Source organism: Luteibacter sp. HA06, from assembly GCF_054061215.1.
In genome coordinates this window covers 3,242,162-3,262,517 of the sequence record NZ_JBSSDZ010000001.1, presented here as the reverse complement: position 1 = coordinate 3,262,517, position 20,356 = coordinate 3,242,162, and the positions used below count along the sequence as shown (strand labels likewise).

24 protein-coding genes are annotated in these 20,356 nt (G+C 63.6%); 10 read left to right on the top strand and 14 right to left on the bottom strand.

Annotation, left to right across the window (positions count from 1 at the left end; genetic code table 11):
• The first annotated feature begins 266 nt into the window (after positions 1-266).
• On the top strand, positions 267-803 hold the full coding sequence (locus tag ACVWWJ_RS15095; protein WP_456968510.1) for a Panacea domain-containing protein: 537 nt from the start codon (positions 267-269) through the stop codon (positions 801-803).
• A 207-nt stretch (positions 804-1,010) separates the two neighbouring features.
• On the opposite strand, the gene ACVWWJ_RS15090 is transcribed toward ACVWWJ_RS15095, so the two are convergent.
• The 7 genes from ACVWWJ_RS15090 to ACVWWJ_RS15060 form a co-directional block, all read right to left on the bottom strand.
• The gene (locus ACVWWJ_RS15090) at positions 1,011-1,802 is read right to left on the bottom strand and encodes a c-type cytochrome (RefSeq protein ID WP_456968509.1); all 792 of its coding nucleotides are present in this window, start codon (positions 1,800-1,802) and stop codon (positions 1,011-1,013) included.
• A complete protein-coding gene (locus ACVWWJ_RS15085; RefSeq protein ID WP_456968508.1) occupies positions 1,799-3,424 on the bottom strand; it encodes a cbb3-type cytochrome c oxidase subunit I in 1,626 nt (541 codons plus the stop codon). Before ACVWWJ_RS15085 ends, ACVWWJ_RS15090 begins: the two co-directional genes overlap by 4 nt.
• Positions 3,414-3,983, bottom strand: coding sequence for a cupredoxin domain-containing protein (locus ACVWWJ_RS15080; RefSeq protein ID WP_159890630.1), 570 nt, complete (start codon positions 3,981-3,983; stop codon positions 3,414-3,416). The genes ACVWWJ_RS15085 and ACVWWJ_RS15080 overlap by 11 nt, the downstream gene beginning before the upstream one ends.
• Positions 3,984-3,993: 10 nt before the next feature.
• Positions 3,994-4,167, bottom strand: coding sequence for a hypothetical protein (locus tag ACVWWJ_RS15075; protein ID WP_456968507.1), 174 nt, complete (start codon positions 4,165-4,167; stop codon positions 3,994-3,996).
• A gap of 13 nt (positions 4,168-4,180) precedes the next feature.
• Entirely contained in the window at positions 4,181-5,407 is a 1,227-nt protein-coding gene (locus tag ACVWWJ_RS15070; protein ID WP_456968506.1) for a c-type cytochrome, read from the bottom strand.
• On the bottom strand, positions 5,404-6,156 hold the full coding sequence (locus ACVWWJ_RS15065) for a c-type cytochrome (RefSeq protein WP_456968505.1): 753 nt from the start codon (positions 6,154-6,156) through the stop codon (positions 5,404-5,406). The genes ACVWWJ_RS15070 and ACVWWJ_RS15065 overlap by 4 nt, the downstream gene beginning before the upstream one ends.
• A 245-nt stretch (positions 6,157-6,401) precedes the next feature.
• Complete coding sequence (locus ACVWWJ_RS15060) at positions 6,402-7,181, bottom strand: hypothetical protein (protein WP_159890640.1); 780 nt, start codon at positions 7,179-7,181, stop codon at positions 6,402-6,404.
• A gap of 328 nt (positions 7,182-7,509) precedes the next feature.
• Here ACVWWJ_RS15060 and ACVWWJ_RS15055 point away from each other — a divergent pair, with 328 nt between their 5' ends.
• The 4 genes from ACVWWJ_RS15055 to ACVWWJ_RS15040 all read left to right on the top strand — a co-directional run bounded on the left by ACVWWJ_RS15055 (position 7,510) and on the right by ACVWWJ_RS15040 (position 12,503).
• Positions 7,510-9,621 carry a putative bifunctional diguanylate cyclase/phosphodiesterase gene (locus tag ACVWWJ_RS15055; protein WP_456968504.1) on the top strand — a complete coding sequence of 704 codons (2,112 nt, stop codon included), beginning with the start codon at positions 7,510-7,512 and terminating at the stop codon, positions 9,619-9,621.
• 65 nt (positions 9,622-9,686) lie between these two features.
• The gene (locus ACVWWJ_RS15050) at positions 9,687-10,118 is read left to right on the top strand and encodes a hypothetical protein (protein ID WP_456968503.1); all 432 of its coding nucleotides are present in this window, start codon (positions 9,687-9,689) and stop codon (positions 10,116-10,118) included.
• Between the two features lie 19 nt (positions 10,119-10,137).
• On the top strand, positions 10,138-10,533 hold the full coding sequence (locus tag ACVWWJ_RS15045; protein ID WP_456968502.1) for a nuclear transport factor 2 family protein: 396 nt from the start codon (positions 10,138-10,140) through the stop codon (positions 10,531-10,533).
• Between the two features lie 116 nt (positions 10,534-10,649).
• Positions 10,650-12,503, top strand: a complete 1,854-nt coding sequence (locus tag ACVWWJ_RS15040) for a glycoside hydrolase family 35 protein (protein WP_456968501.1) — start codon at positions 10,650-10,652, stop codon at positions 12,501-12,503.
• A 72-nt stretch (positions 12,504-12,575) separates the two neighbouring features.
• Here the strand turns inward: ACVWWJ_RS15040 and ACVWWJ_RS15035 are convergent, their stop codons facing one another.
• The 4 genes from ACVWWJ_RS15035 to ACVWWJ_RS15020 all read right to left on the bottom strand — a co-directional run bounded on the left by ACVWWJ_RS15035 (position 12,576) and on the right by ACVWWJ_RS15020 (position 14,648).
• Entirely contained in the window at positions 12,576-12,911 is a 336-nt protein-coding gene (locus ACVWWJ_RS15035; RefSeq protein ID WP_456968500.1) for a tRNA-binding protein, read from the bottom strand.
• Positions 12,912-12,929: 18 nt separating this feature from the next.
• Positions 12,930-13,910 carry an NAD(P)H-quinone oxidoreductase gene (locus ACVWWJ_RS15030; RefSeq protein ID WP_456968499.1) on the bottom strand — a complete coding sequence of 327 codons (981 nt, stop codon included), beginning with the start codon at positions 13,908-13,910 and terminating at the stop codon, positions 12,930-12,932.
• Positions 13,907-14,275 (bottom strand): UBP-type zinc finger domain-containing protein, encoded by a 369-nt coding sequence (locus tag ACVWWJ_RS15025; RefSeq protein WP_456968498.1) that lies wholly within the window; start codon positions 14,273-14,275, stop codon positions 13,907-13,909. The genes ACVWWJ_RS15030 and ACVWWJ_RS15025 overlap by 4 nt, the downstream gene beginning before the upstream one ends.
• Positions 14,276-14,360: 85 nt before the next feature.
• Positions 14,361-14,648, bottom strand: a complete 288-nt coding sequence (locus ACVWWJ_RS15020; RefSeq protein WP_456968497.1) for a hypothetical protein — start codon at positions 14,646-14,648, stop codon at positions 14,361-14,363.
• Positions 14,649-14,735: 87 nt separating this feature from the next.
• Between ACVWWJ_RS15020 and ACVWWJ_RS15015 the strand changes: the two genes are divergently transcribed.
• The 3 genes from ACVWWJ_RS15015 (at position 14,736) to ACVWWJ_RS15005 (ending at position 16,262) form a co-directional block, all read left to right on the top strand.
• Entirely contained in the window at positions 14,736-15,095 is a 360-nt protein-coding gene (locus tag ACVWWJ_RS15015) for a DUF1304 domain-containing protein (RefSeq protein WP_456968496.1), read from the top strand.
• Positions 15,096-15,215: 120 nt separating this feature from the next.
• Positions 15,216-15,704, top strand: coding sequence for a tetratricopeptide repeat protein (locus ACVWWJ_RS15010; protein ID WP_456968495.1), 489 nt, complete (start codon positions 15,216-15,218; stop codon positions 15,702-15,704).
• Between the two features lie 135 nt (positions 15,705-15,839).
• Positions 15,840-16,262: a response regulator gene (locus tag ACVWWJ_RS15005; RefSeq protein ID WP_159894843.1), complete on the top strand. Its 423-nt coding sequence runs from the start codon at positions 15,840-15,842 to the stop codon at positions 16,260-16,262.
• A gap of 9 nt (positions 16,263-16,271) precedes the next feature.
• Here the strand turns inward: ACVWWJ_RS15005 and ACVWWJ_RS15000 are convergent, their stop codons facing one another.
• Complete coding sequence (locus tag ACVWWJ_RS15000; protein WP_456968494.1) at positions 16,272-16,808, bottom strand: BON domain-containing protein; 537 nt, start codon at positions 16,806-16,808, stop codon at positions 16,272-16,274.
• A 191-nt stretch (positions 16,809-16,999) separates the two neighbouring features.
• Here ACVWWJ_RS15000 and ACVWWJ_RS14995 point away from each other — a divergent pair, with 191 nt between their 5' ends.
• Positions 17,000-17,413 (top strand): PAS domain-containing protein, encoded by a 414-nt coding sequence (locus ACVWWJ_RS14995; protein WP_159894847.1) that lies wholly within the window; start codon positions 17,000-17,002, stop codon positions 17,411-17,413.
• Between the two features lies 1 nt (position 17,414).
• On the opposite strand, the gene ACVWWJ_RS14990 is transcribed toward ACVWWJ_RS14995, so the two are convergent.
• Positions 17,415-18,113, bottom strand: coding sequence for an HAD family hydrolase (locus ACVWWJ_RS14990; RefSeq protein ID WP_159894849.1), 699 nt, complete (start codon positions 18,111-18,113; stop codon positions 17,415-17,417).
• A 144-nt stretch (positions 18,114-18,257) separates the two neighbouring features.
• On the opposite strand from ACVWWJ_RS14990, the gene ACVWWJ_RS14985 reads away from it, so the two are divergent.
• A complete protein-coding gene (locus ACVWWJ_RS14985) occupies positions 18,258-19,313 on the top strand; it encodes a lipoprotein N-acyltransferase Lnb domain-containing protein (protein ID WP_456968493.1) in 1,056 nt (351 codons plus the stop codon).
• Here ACVWWJ_RS14985 and ACVWWJ_RS14980 read toward each other — a convergent pair.
• A complete protein-coding gene (locus ACVWWJ_RS14980; RefSeq protein ID WP_456968492.1) occupies positions 19,280-20,323 on the bottom strand; it encodes a TraB/GumN family protein in 1,044 nt (347 codons plus the stop codon). The two genes, ACVWWJ_RS14985 and ACVWWJ_RS14980, sit on opposite strands and share 34 nt — an antisense overlap.
• Between the last annotated feature and the right edge of the window lie 33 nt (positions 20,324-20,356).

Below are 20,356 nucleotides of genomic sequence, written 5' to 3'. Positions count from 1 at the left end.
GCGGCGGCACGTTCCGAGCACGCGTGTTGCCCCCAGTCGGCGATCGTTTCCGCGTTGAAAAACTGTGCTGGCTGCGTGGGTTCTGAATTGCGACTTCATTGTGTCGGCGCTGGCTTGCTGCTGAGAGGTTGTATTCCTACTGGCCAAGTCGCTAGTACCGCTGTTAGTGCGTATGCCGAGTCGCTAAGATCCGTGTCGGACGAGGCTCGAGACAGTCATATGGCTGTACACCAAGGACTTCGGATCAACATGGGAGCTACATTTTCATGGCCACCGCATTGGACGTTGCAACGTGGTTCCTCGGCAACATGGATCGATCAGCTGGCGACTCGATCACTCACCTGAAGCTCCAAAAGCTCGTCTATTACGCTCAGGCCTGGTCGCTCGCATTTCTCGATAAGCCGATGTTTGATGAAGACATGCAGGCGTGGGCCCATGGCCCGGTCGCACCTAGCGTTTATCGCGCTTTTGCTGGCGAAGGTTGGAATGCACTCGATGTTCCAGACCGGTCGCTCGAAGGATGCTTTGATGAGGATCAGGGCGCGCTCCTCATGGAGGTGGCCGACGTTTACGGCAACCTCTCGGCGAAGCAGCTCGAGAACATGACGCACGCTGAATCGCCGTGGCGCGATGCTCGCGGGAGCATTCCTGACGAAGCACCCTCTAAAGCGGTCCTTTTTAAGGAAAGGATGAAGGAGTACTACCAAGGGCGCGTGAAACATGTCGAGGAAAGAGGGAGGGAGGTTTGGCCTCGAGAGGATTGCCGAGAATCGGCGCGAACAATCAGTTTCGGCGACGGCTGACGAACGGAGAGCTTTCGGTCTCGGAGATTTGCTCGGCGATTCGTTAGTCATCGCGCCTATGCCGGGGGGGAGACCAACCGCAGCGGCAGGGGTCTGGCGTCTAACGCGATACGCCTTGCTGATCCTTGGAAACCCCGGGCGCAAAGCCGCAGCATGCGGCAGCCTGAGTATGCGCAAACGCGGGCCGGCAGAGAAGCTACCTAAGCGTCATCGCTCGCCCGAGTAATAATCGACCGAAGCCTCAATCTCCTCAGCCGTCATATTCCGCGCGATATTCCGCATCTGTGCACTCGTATCGTTGCGCCGAGTGCCATGCGCAAACGCCTCCAACTGCGTCTTCAGATAATCGCGCGGCTGGGGATCCAGCCACGGCACCCCCAGCTTGCTCGTCAGCCGGCCATGGCACGACCCGCACGGCGGAATGTTGCGCATCGGCGCGCCCGTAGCGACGATATCCGGTGCCGATTGAAGATCCTGCGCGGCTTTCGTCTGCAGACGGGCAAGTGAGGCGTAGTAGGCAGAGAGATCGCGCAGGTCCTGGTCACTGAGCTTCACGACCAGCGGTGCCATGACGGCGCTCACTCGCGCGCCACTCTGGAAATCGCGAAGCTCCTTGTAGATGGACGACGCGTATTGTCCGGCCAGGTTCGGCGTCTGCGATGAGCTCACGCCACGCAGCCCGTGGCACATGGTGCAGCGGAGTGCGAGCGTCGCGCCCCGGCCGACACCACCGCCGGATGCAGGCTCGTCGAGCGTCGTTGGGGTCATGACCACCTCCGACACTTTCACCGCCGAGGTCACCGGTGCGCTCGCTCCCTCGTACCATGAGCGGGGCACGCCGGCGGCGCTGCATATCGAGTTCAGCAGGCCTTTGAACAGGGCGTCGTCCTGGGCGGAAGGTAGCCAGACGAAGCCAACGAAAATCGAGAAGACCATAAGCAGAAACGTCCCGCCGACACTGCCGACAAACCACCGGTTACGAAGAAGTGGGCCATTCATGGTTGCCCTCCCACGAACACCGGCGGGACACGGCCCTCCGGCGTCATCATCAGCTGGACGATCGGGTAGCCGTAGTTGGTGATCGTCAATGCGACCATCAGGCACACCCACAGCGTCAGGCCGTTCAATGCCCACGGAAGCGACACGGGCTCATGCACGGGCTTGCTGAAGGTGTAGGGCTCCGGCTGCACGCTCGCGGCCAAGTGGTTTCGGACCAGCACCGCAATGAAGCACCCCGCCGACAGCACGAGCAGCGCGCCACCGATGGTCGACATCACCACCGAGACACCCTCGGCGAACATCCCCGGCGCCGTATAGTCGTAGAACGCCATGCGGCGCGGCATGCCCAACAGACCGGCGTAATGCCAGGGGAAGGTCAGCACGATCATGCCGATGAACCACAGCCACAGCTGCGTGCGGATGAGCCGCCCATCCAGAAGGGCACGCCCCGTGAGATGCGGCCACAGGTCATAAGCGAGCGCGAAGTACATGATCACGATCGCGCCACCAAAGATCAGGTGGAAGTGCCCGGTCACCCATTGCGTGTTGTGGATGGTCGAGTCCAGCTGGTAGCTCATGTTGATCAGGCCGCCAGCGCCGCCGAAGCCAAGCATGACGAAGGACAGCGCCAGCGCGAGCATCTGCGGATTCTTCCAGGGCAGCGCCTTCACCCAACCGAGGGGCCCTCGACCTCCGCGCAGGCGTGCCGCGATCTCCACCGAAGCGCAGATGGTGAATACTGTCAGCAGGGTCGGTACGGCCACCATGGCGGTAAAGATCGAATGCACCACCTTGAACCCCGAGCCGACTTCCGGATCCGCGAACAGGTGATGGATGCCGATAGGCATCGCGAACACCAGGAACAGTGCGAAGGAGATTCGCGCCATCTTGTCGCTATAGAGGCGCCCGCCGATCGCGCGCGGGACGATGGTGTAGAAGGCGATATAAGCCGGCATCAGCCAGAAGTAGACAATGGCGTGCAGCGTCCATGAAAAGAGAACGCGTGAAAGCCCGGCATTGATAGTGGTGGCGAAACCAAGCGCCACGGGAAGAATCTGGAACAACAGCTCAAGCGCGGCACCCACCGCCGTCCACGCCCACAGATACGCACCGGCCACGTTGGCGAACATGGCCAGCGGCACCGGCGCACCCGGATGGGCACGCTTCCATACGGCCATGTTGATGCCCATCAGCGCGACCCAGACCCACGAGCCGACGACGACGAGTACGACACCGATGTAGTAGAAGGCGTTGCCGATCATCGGCGGATAGAACGTGTAGAGCACCGAGTCCAGTCCGAGCGCCACCGGGACCACGGCGGCGACGGATCCGACGATGATCATCCAGTAGCCGGCCCAGGCCCAGCGCCTGCCGACCAGCGGCTGCCCCAGCGCGGCCTCGGAAATGAAGTAACCGAAGCCCATCGCGACAAGCGTGGGAAACACATAGCCCATGACGGTGCCGTGCGCCGTGACCGACCGGTAATACAGGTCGGCATTGCGCAGCCACCCGTGCAGCGGGCTACGAATGAACATCTGCCATTCGCCGAGCAGGATGGCGACGGCGAACAGGCCGAAGGCCAGCCAGAAGTGCGCGAGGATGAGCCGCTTGTTATAGATCACAGCTGGCTCTCCTGGTGGGGCCGACCAGTTTCGCGAAAGCGTCCGGCTCGACCACCTTGACGTTCGCCCACATGCCTTCGTGTCCCACGCCGCAGAACTCATGGCACGGCATCAGGTGATCGCCCGGTTTGTCGAAGGTCGTCTTGAACGTGGACACATAGCCGGGCGAGACCATCGAGTTGATATTGGTGCCGGTGATGAGCATGCCGTGGATCACGTCCGCGCTGGTGACGCGGAAAGTGATGGGCGTTTTTGCGGGAACGGCGATGCATTGCGGGGTAAACGAATATTGCTGTCCGATGATCCGCACCGTGACGGAACCGTCGGGCTCCACGGCGCTGCCGAGGTTGCTTTCGACAAACTCGCCGCTCACGTGCAGGGTCGTCGGATTGATGGTCTCGACGCGGGACGGCGGCATCGTCGCCCAATGCAGGCCGGTGAAGATCACCATGGCCACCAGCAGGGCAACGAGTCCCACCATCGTGATGGCCCAACGATTCTCGACACGCGTGGCGACGTCTTCGCCATCGTGCGGGTCTGCGGGAGCCGTTCGGGCCATGAGGTGTCCTTTAGTGAATGGCGCCACGCGGAAGGAAGGCGAAGAAGTAGAAGAGGAACCACATCAGGAAAACGAGTGCGACCGCGATGCCGGCCACCATCAGGGCGCCACGCGGCCCGGCGCGAACGATGTCGTCGACACGCTTGTCTTCGTCGCTGGGCGGTGTGTTGTCGATCTCGGTCATGGCGTGTCTCCCGTCAGTCCAGCGGAGCCGAACGAAGTGCGTTGACGTCCGCGTTGGTCACGGCGGTGCCACGATTGGTCCAGGCGGTGCGGATGTAGGTCACGACGGCGGCGACTTCCTCGTCCGACAGTTGTTGCGCGAACGGAGGCATGCCGTACGGCCGCGGGTTGCGTATCGTCCCGGGCGGGTAACCGCCGTTGAGCACCATGCGGATCGGATTGACCGACGACGTCATCTGGATCGACTGGTTGCCGTCCAGCGGCGGGAAGTCGGAGCCCCGGCCTTCGCCCTGCGCGCCGTGGCACACCGCGCACTGCGCCGTGTAGATCTTCTTGCCCAACGGGAACAGGCGCAGTTTGTCCTGCTCCTGGGCCTTCGTCGGCGCACTCGACGAACCCGTCGACGGCAACGCCTTCAGGTAGACCGCCATGGCGCGGATATCGGCATCCGAGAGGTATTGGAGGCTGTTGTGGACGACCTCGGCCATGGGGCCATAGACCGCGCCCCGGGTCGAGACACCCGCCTGCAGCAGGTCGGAGATGTCGCCGATGCTCCACTCGCCGAGTCCGGCCTCACGATTTGATGTCAGCGACGGCGCGTACCAGGCCTGCATCGGAATGAGACCGCCCTGGTACGCCGCCGAAGCGGAGCTGCCACCCAGCGCGTTGATGGCGGTATGGCACATCGAGCAGTGGCCCGGCCCCTCGACGAGGTAGGCACCGCGGTTCCAGTCGTTCGATTTCGATGGGTCGGGTTTGTACTCGCCTTCGCTGAAGTAAAGCGTGCGCCAGCCAAGAAGAAGGCTGCGATTGTTGTATGGGAACCGGAGGTCTTGCGGCGTGTTGGGCCGGTGTACCGGTGGCACGGTTTTCAGGTACGCGAAGATCGCATCGACATCGGCGCGCGTCATCTTGGTGTACGCGGCGAACGGCATGGCCGGGTAGAGCAGTTGTCCCGACCGTGAGCGGCCGGTGTGCATCATCGAATAGAAGTCGTCCGCGCTCCATGTGCCAATCCCGGTGGCGCGCTCGGGTGAGATGTTGGGGGAATAGAGCGTGCCGAACGGTGTCGCCATCGGGCGGCCGCCGCCAAAGGGCTTATCGCCCGGATTGCTGTGGCAGGCGATGCAGTCGGAAGCGCGGGCGAGATATTCGCCTCGCGCGACGACGGATGCCTCCTGGCTATGTGCGACCTGGGCCAGGAAGAGCAAAGCGCAAGCGAACCAGTGTTTCGTCCTCATCGGGCCTCACCACTCTGGCAGGTGAGGGCCAGCTTCAGCGACCCTTCGGTGGCGGGTGCAGGATTCGACGGGGAGGGAAGCGACGAGAGGTACGCCGAGACTGCGGTGATGTCCGCATCCGAGAGGAGAACGGTGATCTTCTGCATGCAGTTGGGCTTGGGCGTCACGCGCGCGCCATACCGTGAGGCGCCGAGCTGGGCGCTGATGTACTTGGCGTGCAGCCCAAGCAGGCCGGGAATATCCGGCGATACGCCGGTCAGTGAGGCCCCATGGCAGGCGACACAGGAAGGTACGTGTCTGGCAGCGTCACCCTCCAGTGCCAGCTTCTGTCCCAGCGCCATGACCTCTGGTGTGACATTCGGCCTGGGGAGCGTAGGGAAGGGCGTCTGCTGCTCCGCGAAGTACGCCGCCATCTCCTGCAGGTACGCGTCGGGCAGGTACTCGAGCAGGTAGGTCATGGGCGCGTACTTGCGCTGGCCGTCCCGGAAGGAGACCAGCTGGTTGTACAGGTACCGCGCGGGCTTGCCGGCGAGCCGCGGGTAGTAGTCGTCACCACTGCCTTGCCCGCGTTCGCCATGGCACGTGGTGCAAGCCATGACGCGCGTTGCGATGGAGTCCGGTGCGATGACGGTGCTGCGTACCTGGGCGTGAAGGCTGCCCGCGCATAGCGCGAGGAACAACCACGCCCCCACACCCGCGCGTACGCGGCCGAGCGCAGTTGATCCGGACACGCGGCGAGCTTGATTCATCGGTAGTCCTCCCCCGTCGACACACTACGTCCCGTGCGCAGGTGTCCGATTGGACGGGCGTGAGTGATCTTGTACCGGCTAGCGCTACCGGAAAACCGTTGAACTACTTAGACAGCAGGTCAGGCCGGCGCCATCGGCCGAGGGTTCGATGCGATTGTCTGGCAGTTGAGGGGGCCCAACGACGAATAGCCCGGCACAGGGCCGGGCTATTCGTCGTTGGTGTGTCTTCGAAGCGCCGGCCGGTTTTACTGTTTCTCTGCCACCAGGGTCATGTCCCGGTTGCTGACCGCGTTATGGATCAAGGTGGTCATGGTCTTGCCATCGGCCGACAAGGTGGATTTGGCGACCGATGTCGTCTTGCCACCCATCATGGAAGTTTCTTCCAAAGCGCTGCCGACCATCTTGACGGCGATCATGTCGGTGCCCGGGTCGCCCTTGTATGGGACCGGTTTGCCGTCGAGCTTCGCGGTATACGACTCGCCGCGTGGGTCATTCATGGTGACGGTGTCGCCGTCGACCTTGTACGTGTAGGTCGTCATGCCATCGGAAGCGCTTTGATAACCGCTGACGAGCCAGGAGCCTGCGGCGGCATGTGAACCGGCGGCGCCGGGGGCGGTGCGCTTGAGGGTGCCCTTGACCGTCGTCGTGCCGGACTCGCGCGTGCTCGCCGATTCGAAGGTGGCTGTCTTGCCATCAGCGGCGACCGTGGTGGTGTGGGTATTCACCAGCGCGCCGTTCTTTTTCACGGTCTCGACGATCGTGTGGTCGTCGACGATCTTCACCGACTCCGTGTCGTAGCGCGGATGACCGGTGACAGCGTGATCGGCACCGTCCGCCTTGATCTTCACGGGAGGTGTGCAATTGCACGTGAACTCACCACCCTTGAGCGTGATGATCATCGGTTTGTCCGATGACTTCACCTTGTTGATGTCGACCTTCCAGGTGCCATCGAAGGCACTTTGCGCCATGACCTGGAGCGGAAGCAGGAGTGCCAGGAGCACTCCACCGATAAGCAGTTTTTTCATAGCCAATCTCCGACTGCGATGCGCGTCGCCAAGATCTGCCCGGATAGCTCAGGTTGTCCCCACGGTGCCGGAACCGCCTCTTCTCCGAGTCCCAGCCTGGTCAGCGTACTCTTCGGAGCAGGTGCGTAAAGGAGGCTGCTCAGCGGGGTGCTCGTACAGAAGCGATGTTCGACCCTGTTTTTAAGGGCTCATGGCAGGTACTTAGCCTTAAAGCCCTAGGCCGTGCGGTATAGATTGCTTGCTTAAATCTGACGAAATTGATCGCAGTTCCTCAAGATGGCGCCTCCAAAGCCGATATCCTGTACGAGGCCATCCCTTCCTCCGAGGGATGGCGGCACGGCAGGTCCCCTCAGGTAAACCCATGCTCGACAGCAGCTACAACGGCATCCTCGTCGCTTTCTCCCTCGTGGTCGCCATCCTCGCCTCCTATACGGCGCTGAACATGGCCGGGCGCGTGTCGGGCACGCGCGGCACGGCGTCGGCACTATGGCTGGTGGGTGGGTCCTTCGCGATGGGGATCGGCGTCTGGTCGATGCACTTCATCGGGATGCTGGCCTTTAGCCTGCCCATCCCGCTTGGATACGATCTCGACCTGACCCTGCTTTCGCTGGTCTTCGCCATCGGTTCCTCGGCGTTCGCCTTATGGCTGGTGTGCCATGAGCAGTTGCCGTGGCGGCGCCTGGTTGTCGGCGCCCTGATGATGGGTGCGGGCATCGCCGCGATGCATTACACCGGCATGGCCGCCATGCAGATGATGCCGGGGGTGGTTTACGACCCGCTGCTGTTCGCGTTATCGATCGTCATCGCGGTGCTCGCCTCTGGCGCGGCACTCTGGATTGCCTTCCGCTTGCGCAAGGACGTCGAGCGCGTCACGTTTGCTCGCCTCGGGGCGTCGTTGCTGATGGGCTGTGCCATTGTCGGCATGCATTACACCGGCATGGCTGCTTCTGAGTTCCCCGTGGGGAGCTACTGCGGGGCCGCCAATTCGGGCATCGACGCCAAGTGGCTGGCCCTGGTCGTGATCGTCGTCAGCCTGGCCGTCTTCGCCATCGCCTTGATCGTGTCGATGCTGGATGTTCGAGCCAACGTGTTGACGACGTCGCTGGATCGCGCCAACAGCGAACTGGTGCAACTCGCCCTGCACGACAACCTGACCCGGCTGCCCAATCGCGTACTTCTCGGCGATCGCCTGGACCAGGCGATCCACAAGGCCACGAGGGAAGGGCGCCAGTTCGCGGTCCTCTTCATGGACCTCGACGGCTTCAAGGCGGTGAATGACGTCTATGGTCACCATGTTGGGGACCTCCTGCTGAAGGAAGTATCGAGGCGCATCCTGGCCGTCAAGCGCGGCGAAGACACCGTGGCTCGCCTGGGTGGCGACGAGTTCGTGATGTCCCTCGACGTCGCCAGGCCCGAAGACGCTGCGTTGCAGGCACAGCGCCTGGTCGACGTGCTGGGTGGTGCCTACCTGATCGATGACCACAGCGTGCATGTGTCGGCCAGCGTCGGCATCGCGGTCTTCCCCGAAAATGGCCGCACGACGCACGACCTCATGATCAACGCCGATGCGGCCATGTACCACGCGAAGGAGCAGGGCCGTAACGGCTATTGCTTCTTCGAAAGCGCAATGAACGCCAACGTGCACCAGCAGCTGCAGTTGCAGCACGATCTGCGGCGGGCGCTCGATCAGCACGAATTCCTGCTTTATTACCAGCCTAAGCTTGTCTCGCCCGCTGGCCCGGTCACCGGTGTTGAAGCGCTGTTGCGCTGGCAGAAACCCGGCGTGGGCCTGGTGCCGCCGGATGAGTTCCTCGGCGTGGCCGAGCGCACCGGGCTGATCATCCCGATCGGCAACTGGGTGCTCGACGAGGCCTGCCGGCAGATGCGTGTATGGCAGGACGAGGGACACGGTGCCTGGACTGTCGCGGTCAACCTGTCGACCGTGCAACTCACGCACACCGGCCTGGTCGACGTGCTCCGGTCGACGCTCGAGCGTCATGCGCTCGATCCGGCCTGCCTCGTGCTGGAGATTACCGAGTCCACCGCCATGCGCGATGCGGAAGCCAGTCTGGCCATCCTCAATCAGGTCGCTGCGCTTGGCGTGGGCATTTCGATCGACGACTTCGGTACGGGTTATTCCAGCCTGCTTTACCTGAAGCAGCTACCTGCCGACGAGCTCAAGATCGATCGTGGTTTCGTGACTGAACTGACCCATGGCAACGACGACGAAGCCATCGTGTCGGCGATCATCGCACTGGGCAAGACCCTCGGCCTGAACATTGTCGCGGAAGGCGTGGAGACCGCCGAGCAGCAGGAGCTGTTGACCCGGCTCGGCTGCGACGTGCTGCAGGGCTTCCTGCTGGGTAGCCCCGTCCCTGGCGATCAGCTCGCGCAAAGCCTGCCGACCCCGACCCCGACCCCGACCCCGACCCCGGCATAGCATCGCGGCGCACGCTGTCTTACGATGCCTGCACCATCGCCGATCGGCGTGTTCGAGGAATTCGTATGGACGTCACGCAGACCCGGCTCAACCAGCTCTTCACCTTTTCGATGGATTTTGCGAAGGAGATGCTGGAAGAGAACGGCGATTTCTACCCGTTCGGCGCCACGGTGTCCGAAGAGGGCAAGCTGGCGGCCGACGCGGGTCACGAGGACGGCGGCGACGAGCCGGACGCGCATGATGTCTATCGCGTGATCTTCGAGCGGTTCTCCGCGAGCCGGCCCTCGGAAGCCATTGCCGCGGCACTGGTTGCCAACGTGACGATTCCCGACGAGTTCGACCCGCCTGCAAAAGACGGGGTTCGCGTGCACATCGAGTCGGAAGGCTACGCACGTTTTATTTACGTGCCTTATGAAGTCGTCTCCGTGGAAACGCGCGAAGTGAAGCTGCACGACCCGTTCGCCGTCGAGATCTCGCCGAGTTTTTTTATCGGCTGAGTTAGGGAGGATCGCGCGCATGTCCCCAATTTCTGACAGCGCGCTACTAGCGACACTGACGGAGCTGGAGCGAGAGCTTCACGTGCCGTCGGTGCGTCGTGATGTCCGACGCCTGCGTGAGCTTTTGCACCATTCCTTCGTCGAGATCGGGCGCTCGGGATACCGCATCGAACTGATGGATGTTTTGCGCGACCTTCCGACCGAAGGCGGGAACGGCTCGATCGTCGCGGATGGGTTCGAGCTGCGTCGAATTACGGAGGGGGTGGCGATGCTGCTTTATCGGTCGGCGCATCGTTCTCCGTCTGGTGTGGATTCGCGGCATACGCTGCGGTGCAGTACTTGGGTGAGGTCTGGTGGTGACTGGCAATTGATCTACCATCAAGGCACGCCGACGGAGGTATTTGAAATTGTATGATTTTTTCGTGGCGACTCGATCGCCGATGAATCGGCTCCCACAAAGCGAGATCTGTGACCTTGCCGTGGGGTGTGGGCAACGGTAAGTTCTGACGCTTCGAACCTGCGGAAGAGACGATGAAGCGTCTGAGTGTGCTCCTTTCGACCTGCCTGCTGGCGGGCGCGGTCTGTCCTTCCTTCGCCGCCGCACCGGCCGCGACAACGCCACACTTTGCCGTCGACCACGGGCAGTTCCTGCTCGACGGCAAACCCTATGTGATCCGCTCGGGCGAGATGCATTACCCGCGTATCCCGCGTGCGGACTGGCGCGACCGCCTGCACAAGGCTCGCGCGATGGGCCTGAATACGATCACCACCTACGCGTTCTGGAATGAAAGCGAGCCGGAGCCGGGCAAGTTCGATTTCAGCGGCGACCGTGACATCGCGGCGTTCGTGCGAACGGCGCAGGAAGAGGGGCTGAACGTCATCGTTCGTCCAGGCCCCTTCGTGTGTGCGGAATGGGAGTTCGGTGGCATCCCTGCGTGGTTGCTTCGCACGCCGGGCCTGCGCATTCGCTCGTTCGACCCTCGTTTCCTCAAGGCCAGCGCAGCCTGGTTCAAGCGGCTGAACCAGGAGCTCGCGCCGCTGCTGAGCAGCCGTGGCGGGCCGATCCTCATGGTCCAGGTGGAGAACGAGTACGGTTACGTGGGTAACGACCACGATTACCTTGAAGCGATCCACCAGCAGATGGTGGACGCCGGCTTCGACGTGCCGATGTTCACCTCCAATGGCCCTGGTCCGACCTGGATGCCGCGCGGGTCATTGCCCGGCATGCTCTCGGTGATCAACTTCACCGGTGATGGCAAGCAGACGGAGCGAGCGTTCCGACGCTCGGCGCCGCTGATGGAGAACATGCCGCGCATGGCGGGCGAATACTGGACGGGTTGGTACGACCGCTGGGGCCTTGCGCACAAGACACGCGATGTCGGCGATGTGAGCAGCGCGGTGTCGTGGATGATGGACCACGATGTTTCATTCAACCTGTACATGGTCGACGGCGGTACGAACTTCGGCTGGATGAACGGCGCGAACAACGACGACGCGCACTACCTGCCGGTGACGACCAGCTACGACTACGACTCCCCGATCGATGAAGCCGGACGCCTGACCCCGAAATTTGTGGCGCTGCGCAAGGTCATCGCGGCACACCTGCCCAAGGGCGAGACGCTTCCCAAGGTGCCCGCTTCATCGCCGACGGTCGCGATTCCGCGGTTCACCATGGACGCTTCGATCAGCCTGCTCGATGCGCTGCCGGGCCTGAGCAAGGCACAAAAAACCGTGACGCCGCACGGCATGGAAACGTTCGGTCAGAACTACGGCCTTATCCTCTACCGCAAGGCCCTCGACGCCGATGCCAAGGGGTCGCTCGACATCAGCGATGTGCGTGATTACGCCACCGTGCTCGCCGACGGCAAGCCGCTGGGTACGCTGGACCGCCGCAAGGATCAGCACGCGATGCCGGTCGACCTCAAGGCTGGCAGCACGCTGGATCTCGTGGTCGAAAACATGGGGCGGATCAATATCGGCCCGGGCATGGAAGACGACTACAAAGGCATCACCTATTCCGTGCAGGTCGGCGGAGAGGATCTGCTCGACTGGTCGGTCTACCCGCTGCCGTTGGATGACCTGTCAGGACTGCACTTCACCGCAGGCGGCACAGGGCAGGGGCCGACGTTCTGGCACGGCAGTTTCACGATGAGCAAGGCGGATGGCACCTTCCTCGACATGCGCGGGTGGAACAAGGGCAACGTGTGGATCAACGGCCGCCACCTCGGCCGCTTCTGGAACATCGGGCCGCAGCAGACGCTTTACGTGCCGGCGTCGTGGCTCAAGAAAGGACGCAACGAGGTCGTTGTACTCGAGATGCAGGCGGGCGGGTCGCATACGATCGCGGGTCTGAAAGACCCGGTCTTCGATACACCTGCAAAGTAGATACAAAGCGCCGTCGAGAGCCTCCTGGCTCCGACGGCACCAAGCGTCACGTTGTGACGCGGATTAGTGGGCTCACGCCATCCTCGTGCCATTGGGCACCGGCCGTTCCACGGTGGTGATGACGACACCCTCATCGGTGTGGAAGCCGGTCAGCAAGAACTGTGAACGCACTGGTCCGATCTGCTTTTCCGGAAAGTTGATCACGCCCACGATCTGCCGACCGATAAGGTCTTCCGGTTGGTAAACACCTGTGACCTGCGCGCTCGTCTTGCGTTCGCCGTGCGGGCCGAAGTCCGCCCAGATCAGGTAGGCGGGGCGCCTGGCCTCGGGAAAGATTTCGGCGCGGGTGACGGTGCCCGCCACCAGCATCACTTTCTCGAAATCGGCCCAGGTGATCGTCTCGCTCATCGTCAAGTTCATTCGTGGCTACATGGTGAGGATGATCTTACCGACACTGGAGGAAGACTCCATGCGCCGATGCGCCTCCGCCGCCTGGGCGAGAGGGAACGTGCTGTCGATCACCGGTGCGAGCGTGCCGCCGTCGAAGGCCTGCAGCCAGCGATCGCGGAAGCGCTGGGTCATGGCCTGCTTGACGCTTTGCGGACGTGATTTCATCACGGTGCCGATCACCTGCAGGTGGCGATAGAGGAGGCGATCAAGGGGCAACGTGGCACCCTTGGCGCCCCCCAGAAGGCCCACTTCGACCAGTCGTCCGCCGAAGTTCAGCGAAGCGATGTTGCGTTCGAAGTAGGGCGCACCGATGAAGTCGACGATCACGTCGACACCCTTTCCGGCGGTCTCGCGTTCGATCGCTTTCGCGAAATCGTCGGTCTTGTAGTCGATGGCAACGTCCGCACCCAGCGCGCGCACGCGATCCAGCTTGCTCGCGCTCGCAGTGGCGAAGACCCGCGCCCCTGCCGCACGCGCGAGCTGTAACGCTGCCGAACCGACGCCACTGGCCGCGGCGTGGATCAGGATGCTTTCGCCGGCCTCGAGCCGGCCGAGATGGAAGGCGGCTTCGTGAGCGGTGACAAAGGCCTCCGGAATGCCGGCGGCTTGCACGTAGTCCAGCGATGCCGGAATCGGCATGGCCATGCGATAGTCGATGCGTGCCTGCTCGGCGTAACCGCCGCCGCCGACGATGCCCATGACGCGGTCGCCCAGGGCGAATCCCTCGACCGCCGAGCCCATGTCGATCACCTCGCCGGCGAGTTCCAGGCCCATGACCGCCGAGTCGCCGAAGCTGTCTTTTCCGTAGCCGCCGGTGCGCTGGATGATGTCGGCCCGATTCACGCCGGCCGCGTGGTTGCGAAGGAGCAGGTCGGTGTCACGGAGCTCCGGCTCGGGAACATCACGAAGCTGAAGGACATCAGCCGATCCAAAATCGTCGAACACGATGGCCTTCACGGGCTTTCCTCGCCGCGGGCGAGCACTGCCTGCCAGCGTCGCGGTACGAGTCCCTCGGGGCCCGGCGTCGGTTGGCTCTGCGGATGGCTGCGCGGCGGCTTGAGCGCGGGGCCGCCGAACGTGTCGTCTGTACGGTAGTCATAGAACCAGTCTTCACCGGGCTCGAAGCTCTGGATGACCGGGTGGCCGCTGGCGTGCGCATGCTTGCTGGCGTGCTTGTGCAACGAATCGTCGCAACAGCCGATGTGACCACACTCCGCGCAGCGGCGCAGGTGAAACCACCACGTGCCGGCGGCAAGGCACTCCAGGCAACCCGTACCGCTGGGCTCCGCGTCCAGGTTGATACCGTCGTTTCCGTTGTTCATGGGCACCTCCAGGGGGATGCCCTGATCCTACCCGACGGCTGCCACGGCCTGTCTAGACGTTCCCTATGCCGCTAGCTAAACGCGGCTAGAGAATGCGGCCCGCGCGGCGGAGGGCGACCACCTGCATGCTGTCGACCGAGGCGGCGAGGAAGCGCAGGGCGATGCGCAGTTCCAGGGCGTTCGGGCAGCCCCGTTCCAGCAGGCCCTCGATCCGTTCGGCAGCATCGGCCACGGGGAGGTGCTCGTGCTCCAGGGCATGCCGGGCGACGTGGTTGGCGCGAAACTGGGCTTCGAAATAGTCGTGATGCAAGAGGGCCTGCAGAAGCCCGAGGGCCTCCAGCGAGATCTCCTGTGCTGCCATGAGGTTACGCATTCATCCATGAAAGCGTCGGAGCGTGGCCGCTGCAATCCGCCATGCGGCCTAAGTAGAATCCCGGTCACTCTCGAGGAAAGGATCGCCATGGCCATCGCAGCAACCCTACTAACCGTCCTGGTGATCCTGATCCACGTGTACATCGTGGTCCTCGAAATGGCGCTCTGGCGCACGCGTGGGCCCAAAGTGTTCGGTATCACCGCGGATTTCGCCCGCGACAGTGCCGCGCTGGCCTCGAACCAGGGGCTCTACAACGCTTTCCTGGTGGTCGCCCTGATCCTGGGCCTGGCACTGCGGGAGCCCTTCGCCACGGCCTTCGTGTTCTACGGCCTGGGTTGTGTCGTGGTCGCTGGCCTTTGGGGTGCGCTCACGGCGAGCCGCCGGATCCTCTATGTGCAGGCCCTGCCAGCGGCGGTCGCCCTGGCTGCCCAGTGGCTGGCCCGCTGAGAGATCGCGGCCGCGTTTGACGAATCGCGCTTCGTGGGGGCAAGGTGGACGCCTGTTGCCCTTGAAGGAACTGCGAACGTGATCACACGTGGAATCTCCCGGTTGTGCTTCATGGCTGCCATGGCAGGCCTCGCCGGGTGCGCTGGTCACGGCACGCTGCCCCCGCCAGGCCCCGGACACGCAGGCGAAGCGTCGCTGGACAAGCACGCTGCCAACCAGGCGTATGCCAGCGGCGATATCCGCCAGGCTGCCGATCTCTACGAAGCGGTGGTGACGGCTATGCCCAACGACGCGGACGCATGGTTCCGTCTGGGCAATGCCCGTTTTCGCCTGCAGAAACTCGACGACGCGGGCGCCGCGTACGAACGCGCGATCAAGATCAAGCCTGATCATGCTCAAGCGCTATACAACCTGGGTGTAGTGCGTCTGAAACAGGCTCAGGCGGCCTTGATCGCCAGCGCCAGGGCAGGCGATCCGTCCGATGCCTTGCGCCAGGACAGCGGACGGATCGTGCAGCGCCTCGCCAAAGTGGGTGACGACGTCGGGGCAAGAAATAAAGGAGCCGGTGGCGCGCCGCCTTTTATTGTCGAACCCGACGGAAATCAGTGATCTTGCATGACGGATCTGCGATTCAATCGAGCTAAATAGTCACTCCTGAAAAATCTGCCGAGTGGTCTATGTTCAACGTGCAAATTCGGTAGTAGCTTGACCCACAGGTTCCCCAAAGCCGATATCGAGGCTTTCATGAGTACTGAGCTGGCCGCACCGCGCGCGATCATATTCGAAGACCATTCGGCGCTTGCCGCGGCGCTTACGGATCTGCTCGCAGGGAGGCTCGGTTATGACGTCGTGGGATGCGCAGGCTGCATCGAAGATGCGATCCGCATGGCACATGTGGAGCGTTGCGACGTCGCCGTCGTCGACCTCGATCTGCAGGGCGTGATGGCATATCCCGCGCTGGATGAACTTATCCGTCGCGGCATTCCCTATGTGCTCGCCACGGGCGCGATGCCTCTGGACATCCCCGTCCGGTATCTCGCACCCCTGGTCTGTAAGCCCTATAGCGCCCAGCAACTGGAGCACGCGATTCGCGAAGCATGTGGCCGTCTTGGCGTACACGGCCGGTCACCGGCCAGCATCACCGTTTCGGCGGCCGGCCGGGCCTGATTCGCGGCTTCAGGCGTCCGTGCGATCACCTACACGTACGCGGAGCGCGTTCTCTACATCCCTGACACCGATCGTGTCCACGACGGCATCCTCGGCGAGATGCTTCATGTAACGCTCGGGCACGTCGCCACCGAGCGTGACCACCCCTTCGGCCACCCCGACCTCGATGCGCGAGGCGTCGATCGCGTCGTGCAGCGTAAGCCGCTCGCAGACATCCTCGCGGATGCGATCGTCGGAACGCGTGTAACCCTTCGGCGCGACACCCCGGTGTCCGCCCGGATAGCCGGAGGCTGTCCAGCGCCTTCCTTCCGCAGGTTGTGCGGACGAGGCTTCGTCACGCCCGAAGTGGCGGTGCCCGGGGTGAATTCCGCCGTACGCGTGGTTGCCGCCGAAGTCGCGATGCCCGGGGCGCTGGCCAGCGCCACCCTCGTGACCGACCTCGTAGGGACTCGCTCCGAAGTCGCGCTGGTCCGGAAATCGCCCCCGGTTGGCGTACATGCTGCCGAACTCGTCACCCGGCACACTGCGTTCGTCAAAGCGACCCATGGTCGAACTCCCGTGCGTCAGAAGCCTGCAGTCTTCACTGTGTGGCATGCACGGGGTGTTTCCCGCGCGTCAACGTGACGAGAAGGTCGGGGCCGCGACGTGGTTCGCTTGTGACAACGTGCGCTTTTGTCCACTATGGCCGCCACATCGCCGGAAACCGGCGATCCGCCTGACATCGTAACGGGGGTGAGATGTCGCGTATCAGCTTCGATGAGCCGTGGACCTTCGGGGGCCACCCCTGGCGTGGCCTCAAGGACACGTCGTTCGGTGTGATCGTCGCCGACGCGAGCGGTGACATCGTTCACGTCAATGCGCGCGCGGCGGAGCTGCATGGCTGGGTTCGCCTCGCCGTAGGGCCCGACGACTACAGCCGGATGTACAGCATCTTCACCGAAGAAGGGCGCCCGTACCCATCCGAGGACCTGCCTCTCTCCCGCGCCGTTCGCAACGGCGAGACGAGCAAGCACGCCCGCTGGGTGGTTCGCCGGCCGGATGGTACACGGCAGACGATGCAGGGCTCTGCTTATCCGGTGGTTGACGACGATGGCGACCAGGTCGGGGCGGTGCTGGTGCACGATGCCATCGGCGGGATCGTCCCGGGCTGAATCAGTGCGTCGGAGCGTCGCGGCTGGCCGCCCCGCAGGCCTGCCGCAGCCACTCGTTCACGACATCCAGGTCGGTCACGATGCCCGCGCACAGCCGCCGCAGCTCAGCGGATGGCTGCTGCAGGTCGGGGACCATGATCGTCGGCAGTCCGGCGGCGACCGCCGAACGTACGCCCGCTTGCGAGTCTTCCAGGGCAAGGCAGCAGTTGGCGGGCTTGTTGAGGATGCGCGCGGCGCGCAGGTAGGGATCGGGATAGGGCTTGCAGCGCTCGCAATCGCCGGCGGCGACAAGCGCATCGAAGCGGTCGCGCAGGCCGAAGGCCTCGAGATGGTGGATGGCCGTGCCGTGAGGTGATGACGTGGCGATAGCGCGGGGCAGGCCGAACTCGTCAAGGGTGTCGAGCAAGGTGGTCACCCCGGGCTTCAGGCGGAGGTCCGTCTCGAACATGGCGTGATAACGCTCGGAGGCACCGGCCCAGACGGCGTCGAGATCGACGTCGTCATTTACGTATTCGCGAAGCAGCATGCGCGCCGCGTGCCCATGAAGGCCGACCATGCGCTGGCAGAGCGATAAGGGAATCTGGATGCCGACGTCGGCGGCGGCGTCGAGCAGGGCATCGCGGTAAAGCGCTTCGGTATCGAAGAGCACGCCGTCGAGGTCGAAGACGATCGCTTGCGGTATCGCCGGAAAACGGACCATGCCAGCCCCCCATCGAAAACAGCGTTGCCGTGGTCGCATGCCCGGCTCATGCCGAAAATAACCCGCTTTGTCGCAGTGCGCCATAGTCCGAATAGGTGATTTCGGCCATGCTTGCGCCATGAGCCTTCCGGAACCCCTTTGCCCATGAGAAAACGCAGGATGCTCGCCCGTACGATCGCGGGAGCCGTGGCCGGCGTGCTGCTCTTTGTTTCCGGCGCCTGGGGCGCCATCGCCCTGTTCTACCAGTTGCCGGGGCCGGCAGCGGCGCGCGCGACCGGTGCGGTCGTGTGGGGCGTTCTCTATATCGGTCTGCTGGTGGCCCTTTTCGGCTGGCGAGCATGGTGGGCACCCGTCGGGCTGGCGATCGCGCTTGCCCTCCTGATCGGCTGGTGGACCACCATCCGTCCGCGAAACGATCGTGTGTGGTCGGACGACGTGGCCCACCTGATGTCGGGCGAGGTCGACGGGTCCCGCGTCACGCTTCGTAACGTGCGCGACTTCGACTGGCGCAGTGACGACGACTTCGATGCCCGCTGGGAAACCCGCGAGTACGACCTCGACCATCTTGTGTCCGCCGACGCGATTCTGTCTTACTGGTCGAGCGAAGCGATCGCGCACGCCATGCTGTCGTTCGGCTTCGACGACGGCCGGCACGTGGTGTTCTCGATGGAGATCCGTTGCGAGAAGGGCGAGGCATTCTCGGAAGTCGGCGGCTTTTTCAAGCAGTTCGAGCTGGTGCTGATCGCTGCGGACGAGCATGACATTGTCCGCGTGCGGACCAACATCCGTAACGAGGACGACTACATCTTCCCGTTGCGGATGCCCAGGGAAGGCATGCGTTCACTGTTTCTCTCGTACGTGAATGCCGCCAACGATCTGGTCGATCGACCCCGCTTCTACAACACGGTGACGTCCAACTGCACGACCATCGTCTATCGCATGGCGAAGCGCATCGACGGCGGCCTTCCCTTCGACATCCGCCTGCTTCTTACCGGGTACCTGCCGGGTTACCTGAGGGACAATGGGGCGCTGGACCGCCGCCTCTCCGTGGACGAATGGCGGAGGCTCGGGCGAATCACCGATCGGGCCCGGGCCACCCGGCCGGGTGACGATTTCTCCGCGATCATTCGCGAGGGCGTGCCGCCGGCGCAGCTATCGTCGCCCGCTCAGTCGCCGTCGTCGGGCGCTTCGACGCTATAGCCCTTTGCCTTGAGCGCCGCGAGGTAGCCGTCGTCGCCGAGCAGGTCTTCGATCGGCACGATGGCGACGGCCTGGGTGTCATGGGCCATCGCGGTGTCGACGACGCCTAGCCATGTCGTGCGCACGGCCTTGGGAATGTCGGTCAGGCCGATACGTTGCGCCACGCCGCCGTCGGTGACGGCATCCAGGCAGGCCGCGCGCTGCTTTGCAGTGCGGTCGTCGCGCAACGCAGCGATATCGCCCGTGGCCCAGGCATTGCCGCGTCGGGTCATGTCGGCCAGCTGCGCATCGATGTTGTCGACGCTGAGGGTGAAGCACGAAAGGTCGTCCAGCGTGGACCGCTTGAACTCTTTCACGGCCTTGCGTGGATCGTCCACCATCAGGGTGTACTGCACGGGTGTCTGCTTGACGTTGTACTTGGTGGCGATGGCCACCACGGTGCGCGTGATGATGCCGGCCTTGCCCAGGCCGGTCTTCTTCACCGCGTTCTTGTACAGCTCCACCACGGCGAAAATGGGGCGATAGCGTTCCACGGAACGATCGTCGCCGATGTATCGGGCCTTCACCGTGAGCCAGCGCGCGTAGACGTCCGGGGGAACCGTGTCCTTGAGTGTCGCGCCATCCGGCGCATTGCGGACTCCGACCAGAGAGGGCAAGAGCACGAGCTTGCCGAAGAAACCTACGTTGGGCTTGATGTCGACCTTCGGCGGAAGGATGAGCTCACTGGCGTGGGCCAGGGCATCGTCGATCTCGTCCGACTTCCAGGTCATGTTCTGCGGTAGCGGCGACAGGCTTCCGAGGATGAGCAAAGTGTGCCCGTCCCTGGTGACCTTCCACAGGCCGGGTCCGGGCTGGACGCCGCTGACCGTCACCGTTTCGAGCGTGGGCACGCTGCCGGCGGGCGCGGGAAGCGTGGGGGCAGACGTCGTGGGCGTCTGGGTCTGGGCGCCGGCCGTGCCGGCCAGGCCGAACAGGAGGGGCAGGGCAAGGAGCAGGCGGGGCGTCGTCATCGGCGAAGTCTAGACGAACGCCGTACCCGGACG